Consider the following 6,483-nt stretch of genomic DNA (forward strand, 5'->3'; position numbering starts at 1 on the left):
TGCATCGCCCGATCGTACGTTTACGTATGACTATGATAAAGGCTTAAACCCGTATGCAGGTATGATACATTACGTCTCTCCGTTTTTTTCAAGCCGACATATGCAAGTCACGCCCGGTGCTACGTATGAATATAACGCTGCTGGCTACCCAACCCGAATTCTTCAGAACAACGTCATTACGGAGTTGATGTATTACTGAGCCCGCCGATGCTCAATGCAGGCCCATTCATTCTTGTTTATGCATCAGTCATCGAGCAAGAAAACTTATAAATCAAGCCTGATGCAGCCCACCGAAAAGGTACAAGTGATTCGATTAAGAAATGATCGATCTCCTGAGAACATTATGCTTTGGAACGTACTGATTTATAAGCTTACCTCGTCTGGCGACACGTCAATTATGATTCCAATTGCTTCATATATACGTTGAATTACTTCCTCCAGCCGATTTCGCTTTAATAAACCGATTGGTTCTGTAATCAGGTTGCTCCGCACTGTAAATGGCTTATTACAGCAAAGTTCGCTGCTCACCGGGAGATCGCCCTCCACATCTGCCGGTTCGATAAATAGCGAAAACGGCTGCGCACGGATAGCTTTGGTGATTGGCAAAACAATATAATCGTTATCCAAGAAATTAGACTGACTATTACTTACAATCAATACAGGCCTCCGTTTTGCTTTATCAATTTTATCGGTAAGGGGATAGAACGCCCAAGCGATGGTACCTTGTATGAATTCAGTTTTTAGCTTGTTGCTTTGCATATAAATCGTCCCAGTAATCCTCTTCGGGTGCGTCCCAGAGTTCGCGTAGAGAGGTTTCAGACATCGGAAGCCATTCAGTATTTTTATAACCAACTACGTCGCCTGTTTCTCTATTAAGTAAGTCCAGAAATGCTTGCTGTGCCTCTATCGGCAATTGGCGATAGACTACATACAATGATTGAGCGGTGTATTGTGCTACTTCCATAACTTCTTCAATTTATCTATAGACAAATTTACGATGAAATTAACTCCTGCTTCGCCAGCTTGCTTTTTCGGAATCCGTACGAGAAATAAATGACTAGTCCAATAACCAGCCAGACCAGGAAAATAGCCCAGTTGGTGATCCCCAGTTCGGTCATCAGATAGAGGTTTGTCAGAATTCCCAGCACCGGTAGCAATGAGAAATTACGTTGGAATGCCAATACTGCCAACGTAGCCCAGGTGGCCCAGAAAACAAACAGCAGTGGCTTCTCCTCAATATGGTTAATCAACCCACCGCTATATACGGCATAACCGAAAACAAGCAGAAAGCTTAGTCCGATTATGTATTTTCCGTTGACGTAGGGTACCCGAAATTTCGATTGCTTTGAAATGCCTTTGGCGTCCAGATACAGAATCCCTCCGCACACTAGAATGAAGGCGAAGAACGTACCAACACTGGTCAGGTCAATAAAAAACTGCATGTCCAGAAAAAGAGAGGGAACGGCAACCAGTACGCCGGTAATAATCGTAGCAAACGAGGGCGTTCGGTACTTCGGGTGAATTTCCGAGAACTTCGGCCACAGCAAACCGTCTCGGCTCATGGTCATCCAGATACGTGGTTGCCCTAACTGATACGCCAGCAAAGCACTCGTAATGGCTACTACCGCGCTCACGGAAATAATACCCGCCATAAAATTGAGGTCCAGTTTTTGAAAAACATACGCCAGCGGATCATCGACACCCAGTTCTTTGTAATTGACCATTCCCGTCAGAACGAGCGTAATCAGCACGTACAGAATGGTACAGATAACTAGGCAGTAGATCATCGCTCGGGGTAAGTCGCGCTGGGGATTCCGGCACTCTTCGGCCGTTGTCGAAATCGAATCAAACCCGATAAACGCAAAAAATACCGAAGCTACGCCACTCAGTACGCCCTGAACGCCATTCGGTGCAAACGGCGACCAATTGGCCGGTTTTACGTAAAAAACGCCCACGCTGATTACTAGCCCGATCACGCACAGCTTCAGCACTACGAGCAGGTTACTGGCGTTACGTGATTCCTTGATTCCGATATAAACCAGCGCCGTAATGAGTACCGTAATCAAACCGGCGGGCAAGTCCATAATGACTTTTAAGCTGCCCAGCGAAGGTGCTTTTTCATAGGCGTCAGCCAGGGCCAATACGTTCTCCGGCAACACCGTAGCAGCCGGACGAGCCGCCTGAACCTGTTCGTAGGCACGATGCGCAGACCCGTAATCCGTTGCTAACCAACCCGGAAATTTGATACCAAATCCAGCCAGCATCGACGTAAAATACTCCGACCAGGAAATGGCAACCACCATATTGGAGACGGCATACTCCAGAATCAACGCCCACCCGATAATCCAGGCAAAAATTTCGCCAAATGACACGTAGGCGTACGTATAGGCACTACCGCTCACGGGAACCGTACTGGCAAACTGAGCATAGCTTAACGCCGTAAAAACGCAGGCAATAGCCGTGAATACAAACAACATCGACACAGCTGGCCCACCATTAAAACTGGCCCGACCAATTGTACTGAAAATACCAGCGCCGATAATTGCTGCAATTCCCAGCGACGTTAAATCACGAACGCCTAGCACTTTCATGAGGTGGGACGTATCGCCAGAGTTAGCATCACCGACTGCCTGCGTTACCGTTTTTTTCCGAAATATGGACATGTATGGTTAGGTAAAACCGTGTTTGTTGAGGTTAAACGCTAAAAATAGATAATGTTTCCGGTTTTTTGTCTGTTACGTTTGCATTCGTCATATGCCAATTACCTGTAGTCAATCGTTCAATAGTCAGCAGTATTCATAATCTATGTCTATCCGCGTTCAGAATCTCACTAAAATTTATAAACAGCAACGAGCCGTCGACCAGATTTCGTTGACGGTAAATCCGGGCGAGATTGTTGGTTTTCTGGGTCCAAATGGTGCCGGCAAATCCACAACGATGAAAATTGCAACGGGCTACCTTTCTCCTACTGAGGGTACGGTCGACGTAAACGGTTTTGATGTTCGGACAAATCCGATGGATGTGCGACGTAGCGTCGGTTATCTGCCCGAACATAACCCGCTTTATCTGGATATGTATGTCAAAGAGTACCTACGCTTTGCGGGTTCGCTGCACGGACTGGGCGGTTCAGACTTAAGCCAGCGTATCGGGCAAATGATTGAGTTGGTCAGTCTAGGTCGCGAACAACATAAACGTATCGGGCAACTTTCCAAAGGCTATCGCCAACGCGTGGGTTTGGCGCAGGCACTTATTCATAATCCGCCCGTGTTGATTCTTGATGAGCCTACAACCGGACTTGACCCCAACCAGTTAACCGAAATCCGGCAGGTCATCCGCGATGCCGGACAGGATAAAACGGTGCTGTTTTCAACGCACATCATGCAGGAAGTAGAAGCGATCTGCGACCGGGTAATCATCATTAACCGGGGTAAAATTGTCGCCGATGCGCCTTTGAGTCAGCTCCGAAGTGCATCGGCGGACGAAGGCGTTGTGGTGGTAGCAGAATTTGAAAATGAGCTAACGGCCCCTGACGTACTGGCAGCAGTGCCCGGTGTAGAGCGAGTTGAGCCGTTGGGCGATGGCCTGTACCGAATTACGGCCGGGCCAAGTATCGATTTAAGGGCCTCAATTTTCCGTCTGGCTGCCGATCAGAACTTAACCCTAGTCGGGCTTCGGCAACAGGAAAACTCACTGGAGGGTATTTTCAAGGAATTGACGAAGTAATATAAAATGAATAATGGAGAATGTACAATGGCAATGAGAGTCCACTATACATTCTCCATCACTATTCTATCAATCCTTATTTCACCGTCGCCATGAGCGGATACTGGTCAAAAATAGATCGGACAATTCCTTTAAAGTAGTTGTTCTTAAAATTCTGATTGCGCATCATCTTCGATGCATAGCCTTTCCAGATCACCTGGTATGACTCAGCATCAATCAGCGAAATCATCAGCGTACCTTCATCAAGATTGTAATCAATGCGCTTATACGTAGCGTCGTCGTCTTCCCGAACCACCCAGTCTTTAATAACAGGCTGCTGGTAGCCGCGGAAACGAAGATCTGAACGGAAGATATTATACGAGATCAGCAGATTCGGATTTCGATTGCTTACGCGATAACCCCGGGCTTCCATCTGGTGCCGGATGGCATCCTGAATGTCGGAACAAAGCAGGGTTGAATCGACAAATTCACACTCCAGAAAATTAAAGGATTCGTAATTCTTAAAATGGCCCTCGTAGCTGTAGTCGTGCTCCACAAACAATCTACTCGATGAACAGCCCGCCAGCGCCAGAACGGCCAGGGAAAAGAGGACTCCAATGCACTTTTTCATACCCACAGTTGTAAATAGTTTTCAATAGACAAATTCGTTTAATCTCTATAGTGACAGTACCTTGTTGGTCGAACTCAAATATAATCGTAAATGTTTGGCAAACAATAGACTACGCGCCAAAATTTAATTCTTATTTAGGCCCCGGTAAAACTCTAAACTTCGGCGCATTTCAGCCGTTGTTACGGGAATGTCGTACGCGCAACTACCCGGTCCGTCGAGTAAGGACATCCTGACCTGATTCCCCCGATTTTTTTTATCCTGAAGTGTCAAGGCCAGAATTGGTTCGATATCCTCGTCCTGTAGGCGAACATTACCATATACGGAAAATATGTACTCTTCGGTTGCGTTCAACAGGTCTTTATCGATCATTTTTTTCTGAAACGCGATAAATGCCTCAGAAATCATGCCTACAGCAATGGCTTCACCGTGTAATAAGCGCTTCCGGGGCTGGTTCAAAAAGTACGTTTCTACGGCATGACCAACCGTGTGACCAAAGTTCAGAATCTTACGTAAACCTTTCTCTGTTGGGTCTTCGGCTACCACGCGCTTCTTCACCTCTACCGAATGAGCCACCAGCGTCGCCCAGTCCTGTTCGGCCAGATCACGTCGACGAATCTCATCCCACATAGCCGCATCGGCGATCAGGCAATGCTTAATCACTTCGGCAAAACCAGACCGTAGTTCGCGCTCGGGCAACGTAGCAAGGAAGGCCGTATCGATCAGTACGGCGTCGGGCTGCTGAAAGACGCCAATGTGGTTTTTAAAGCCTCGGAAATCAATACCCAATTTGCCGCCTACACTGGCATCGACCTGAGCCAGCAACGTAGTGGGTAGTTGAACAAAGGCAATTCCGCGCTTGTACGTAGCGGCACAAAAGCCACCCATGTCGCCGATAACCCCCCCACCGAGGTTCAGAACCAGCCCATGACGGTCGAAATTAGCCCGGGTCAATGCATCCCAGATCATTTCGCAGGTGGCGATGTGTTTCTGTTCTTCACCTGATTTGATACGTATCAGCGTATGCTTCGGCAGCAACGATTTCAGATCAGGATAGCAAAAACGAGAGGTATGATTATCTACAATGACAGCAATGTCGGAGAAATCATAGGACGCTAAAAAAGCAGGCAGGCTTTCGGTAAGTGGGGCAATGGCTACTGTTGACATGCTGTAAAAATACGTCGGTAGTGAATGGGTATAATGTAAGGCCTATAAGTATTTTTAGTCTTTCCCTCTACTGTTCTCCTCTGCTTCTGTATGAAAGTACGCTATCGCGTTCTGACGGGCTTGTTTCTGCTCTCCACCATTACGTACCTCGACCGCGTTTGTATGAACGTAGTGAGCAAGTACGTTAAAACGGATTTACAGCTGGATAACGAGCAATTTGGCTGGATACTGGGCGCTTTCTCGCTGGCTTATGCTTTGTTCGAAATACCAACCGGTGCACTAGGCGACAAAATTGGTCCCCGGCGCGTACTAACGCGCGTTGTGCTCTGGTGGTCAGGATTTACGGCACTGACGGGTACGGCGTTTAATTTTCTTTATCTGCTTGTTGTTCGCTTTTTGTTCGGCATTGGCGAAGCCGGGGCTTACCCGAATGCATCCATCGTCATTGCGCGATGGTTCCCTGCGGTTGAAGTCGGGCGGGCACAATCGGCCATTTGGGCAGCCGGTCGGTTGGGTGGCTCCTTAACGCCCCTGGTGGTTATTCCGCTCGTACACGCCGTAGGATGGCGGTGGGCTTTTGCCGTCTTGGGTATGCTGGGCGTGCTATGGGCTACAGTCTGGTATCTGTGGTTTCGCGATGAACCGGCCCACAAAACAGGCATCAGCGATACCGAAGTTCAGGAAATCGAAGCAGGACGTAGCGGCAAACCCACCGACCATAGCATTCCGTGGACAACCATTATCCGAAACCCTGATTTATGGTCGTTGATGCTGATGTGCCATCTGTTTTTCTACGGATCGTATTTCTTCACCAACTGGTCATCGGTATATTTTCAGGAAGGACGCGGGTTGAACGAAGATCAGACTAAAAATTTCATTTCGCTCTCTTACTTTCTGGGTGCTATTGGGTGTCTGGTAGGTGGCGTTTTGAGCGACGCGCTCACCAAACGTTACGGTCTGAAAATTGGGCGTCGGGCGGTCGGGAT

General features: G+C 47.8%; 8 protein-coding genes. 3 read left to right on the forward strand and 5 right to left on the reverse strand.

From position 1 onward, the window contains the following. The coding region (locus tag ACOJS8_RS11395; protein ID WP_420148665.1) for a hypothetical protein at positions 1 to 199 on the forward strand (199 nt) is incomplete at its 5' end. A gap of 164 nt (positions 200 to 363) precedes the next feature. Here ACOJS8_RS11395 and ACOJS8_RS11400 read toward each other — a convergent pair. Genes ACOJS8_RS11400 through ACOJS8_RS11410 form a run of 3 tightly spaced genes read right to left on the reverse strand, consistent with a single transcriptional unit; the run spans position 364 to position 2,663 of the window. Beyond that, the gene (locus ACOJS8_RS11400) at positions 364 to 759 is read right to left on the reverse strand and encodes a type II toxin-antitoxin system PemK/MazF family toxin (protein WP_420148666.1); all 396 of its coding nucleotides are present in this window, start codon (positions 757 to 759) and stop codon (positions 364 to 366) included. Further along, on the reverse strand, positions 734 to 964 hold the full coding sequence (locus ACOJS8_RS11405) for a hypothetical protein (RefSeq protein ID WP_420148667.1): 231 nt from the start codon (positions 962 to 964) through the stop codon (positions 734 to 736). Before ACOJS8_RS11405 ends, ACOJS8_RS11400 begins: the two co-directional genes overlap by 26 nt. Before the next feature lie 28 nt (positions 965 to 992). After that, on the reverse strand, positions 993 to 2,663 hold the full coding sequence (locus ACOJS8_RS11410) for an amino acid permease (protein ID WP_420148668.1): 1,671 nt from the start codon (positions 2,661 to 2,663) through the stop codon (positions 993 to 995). Between the two features lie 142 nt (positions 2,664 to 2,805). Here ACOJS8_RS11410 and gldA point away from each other — a divergent pair, with 142 nt between their 5' ends. Then, a complete protein-coding gene (gene gldA / locus ACOJS8_RS11415) occupies positions 2,806 to 3,723 on the forward strand; it encodes a gliding motility-associated ABC transporter ATP-binding subunit GldA (RefSeq protein WP_420148669.1) in 918 nt (305 codons plus the stop codon). A 76-nt stretch (positions 3,724 to 3,799) separates the two neighbouring features. Here the strand turns inward: gldA and ACOJS8_RS11420 are convergent, their stop codons facing one another. Beyond that, positions 3,800 to 4,333, reverse strand: a complete 534-nt coding sequence (locus ACOJS8_RS11420; RefSeq protein ID WP_420148670.1) for a DUF4136 domain-containing protein — start codon at positions 4,331 to 4,333, stop codon at positions 3,800 to 3,802. 123 nt (positions 4,334 to 4,456) lie between these two features. Further along, a complete protein-coding gene (aroB, locus tag ACOJS8_RS11425; protein ID WP_420148671.1) occupies positions 4,457 to 5,497 on the reverse strand; it encodes a 3-dehydroquinate synthase in 1,041 nt (346 codons plus the stop codon). Positions 5,498 to 5,587: 90 nt separating this feature from the next. On the opposite strand from aroB, the gene ACOJS8_RS11430 reads away from it, so the two are divergent. Next, the coding region (locus ACOJS8_RS11430) for an MFS transporter (protein WP_420148672.1) at positions 5,588 to 6,483 on the forward strand (896 nt) is incomplete at its 3' end.

The sequence above is a fragment of the Spirosoma sp. genome (genome assembly GCF_048594605.1).
GTDB lineage: Bacteria > Bacteroidota > Bacteroidia > Cytophagales > Spirosomataceae > Spirosoma.

What these genes read in the sequence shown, in the direction of transcription:
- ACOJS8_RS11405 (WP_420148667.1), bottom strand. Translation starts at nt 964, where the DNA reads ATGGAAGTAGCACAATACACCGCTCAATCATTGTATGTAGTCTATCGC.
- aroB (WP_420148671.1), bottom strand. Translation starts at nt 5,497, where the DNA reads ATGTCAACAGTAGCCATTGCCCCACTTACCGAAAGCCTGCCTGCTTTT.
- ACOJS8_RS11410 (WP_420148668.1), bottom strand. Translation starts at nt 2,663, where the DNA reads ATGTCCATATTTCGGAAAAAAACGGTAACGCAGGCAGTCGGTGATGCT.
- ACOJS8_RS11400 (WP_420148666.1), bottom strand. Translation starts at nt 759, where the DNA reads ATGCAAAGCAACAAGCTAAAAACTGAATTCATACAAGGTACCATCGCT.
- gldA (WP_420148669.1), top strand. Translation starts at nt 2,806, where the DNA reads ATGTCTATCCGCGTTCAGAATCTCACTAAAATTTATAAACAGCAACGA.
- ACOJS8_RS11420 (WP_420148670.1), bottom strand. Translation starts at nt 4,333, where the DNA reads ATGAAAAAGTGCATTGGAGTCCTCTTTTCCCTGGCCGTTCTGGCGCTG.